1 protein-coding gene is annotated in these 1,143 nt (G+C 64.1%); it reads right to left on the bottom strand.

Annotation, left to right across the window (positions count from 1 at the left end; translation table 11 throughout):
- Positions 1-33: 33 nt before the first annotated feature.
- Positions 34-1,101, bottom strand: coding sequence for an alpha/beta hydrolase (locus FJ980_RS33165; RefSeq protein WP_140547618.1), 1,068 nt, complete (start codon positions 1,099-1,101; stop codon positions 34-36).
- Between the last annotated feature and the right edge of the window lie 42 nt (positions 1,102-1,143).

The following is a 1,143-nucleotide window of genomic DNA, read 5'->3' as shown; positions in this document are numbered from 1 at the left end:
CGTTTTTCGAAGACCGTTGTCGGAAGACGCACATCAGGTCGGCGCCAACTCCGCTTCGGGTTCCTTGAGGTCGGCGCATTTTCCGGCGCCATAGGCATCGCCGGCGATCCGCGCTTCCACCGCCCTTGCCATCGCCTCCAGATCCACGCTCCTGCCGGCGGCCTTCTCGATAGCGCCAACGACCAGATCAGACGCGATCCAGTCCGGCTTGTGGCCGAGATTGCGCACCCAGACCAGTTCGGCGCCGGCAATGTTGCGCTCGAGGCCGACCGAATGGATATGGGCGTAGACGACCTTGTCTCGATCGCCCGAGATGACCACGGTCGGCGCCTTGATCTCGGCGTAGCGCGGCGCGGCCCCAAGCGCATAGCGGTAGAGGCCGGCGACATCGCTGGCATTTGCGCGGAAGGCCGAGGGTCTCAGCACCAGCGGGATCGAGGCCTCGGCGACATAATTGTCCGGCACTTTGTTGGGCGAGAAGACGCAGGTCGTAGCGTCGGCGATCCGCAGCATTCCTGCCGGATAGCTCAGCGTTTCGGAGAACAGCCGGCCGATCACCGGAATGGTGGTCAGGTCGTAGTACCAGGCGGTTGCGCCGCCGGGCCACGGATGGGTTGCCGGTGCCAGGAATACCAGCCCGAGCGTCTTGTCGGCATGCTCGCGGCCGAAGGCGGTCGTCACCGCGCCACCGAAGGAATGGCCGACGATGATAGCCTGCTTCATACCGAGATGGTCCATCAGCGCGGCGACGGTGTCGGCCTGCGACCACGGATCCTCGTTGTTGCCGGGCCCGCGTCCCGACCAACCGAATCCCGGCCGGTCGAAGAACAGCAATTCGGCGCGCCCTTCAAGCAACGGCCTGAGCGGCAGCATCTGATCCATGAGATTGGCGCTGGCGCCGTGGATGAAGACAACAGGCGGCAGGTCGGCCTTGGCGGGGCCAGGAACGTGGACATAGTGGATGCGCGCGCCATCGATGTCGACGAATTCGCCGACGGCCGGGTTGCGGCGCTCGATCAGCCAGGAGCCGACGCGGGTGATGCCGACAAATCCAAAGACAAGTGCCAGAAGGAAGGCAAAGGCGGCATAGAGCAGGTTCATGTGGGATATACGAGAAGGAATAGGGGAATAGGGGAATAGGGG

Source organism: Mesorhizobium sp. B1-1-5 (assembly GCF_006443065.1).
Classification (GTDB): domain Bacteria; phylum Pseudomonadota; class Alphaproteobacteria; order Rhizobiales; family Rhizobiaceae; genus Mesorhizobium.
This window is presented reverse-complemented; position numbering and strand designations above follow the sequence as displayed.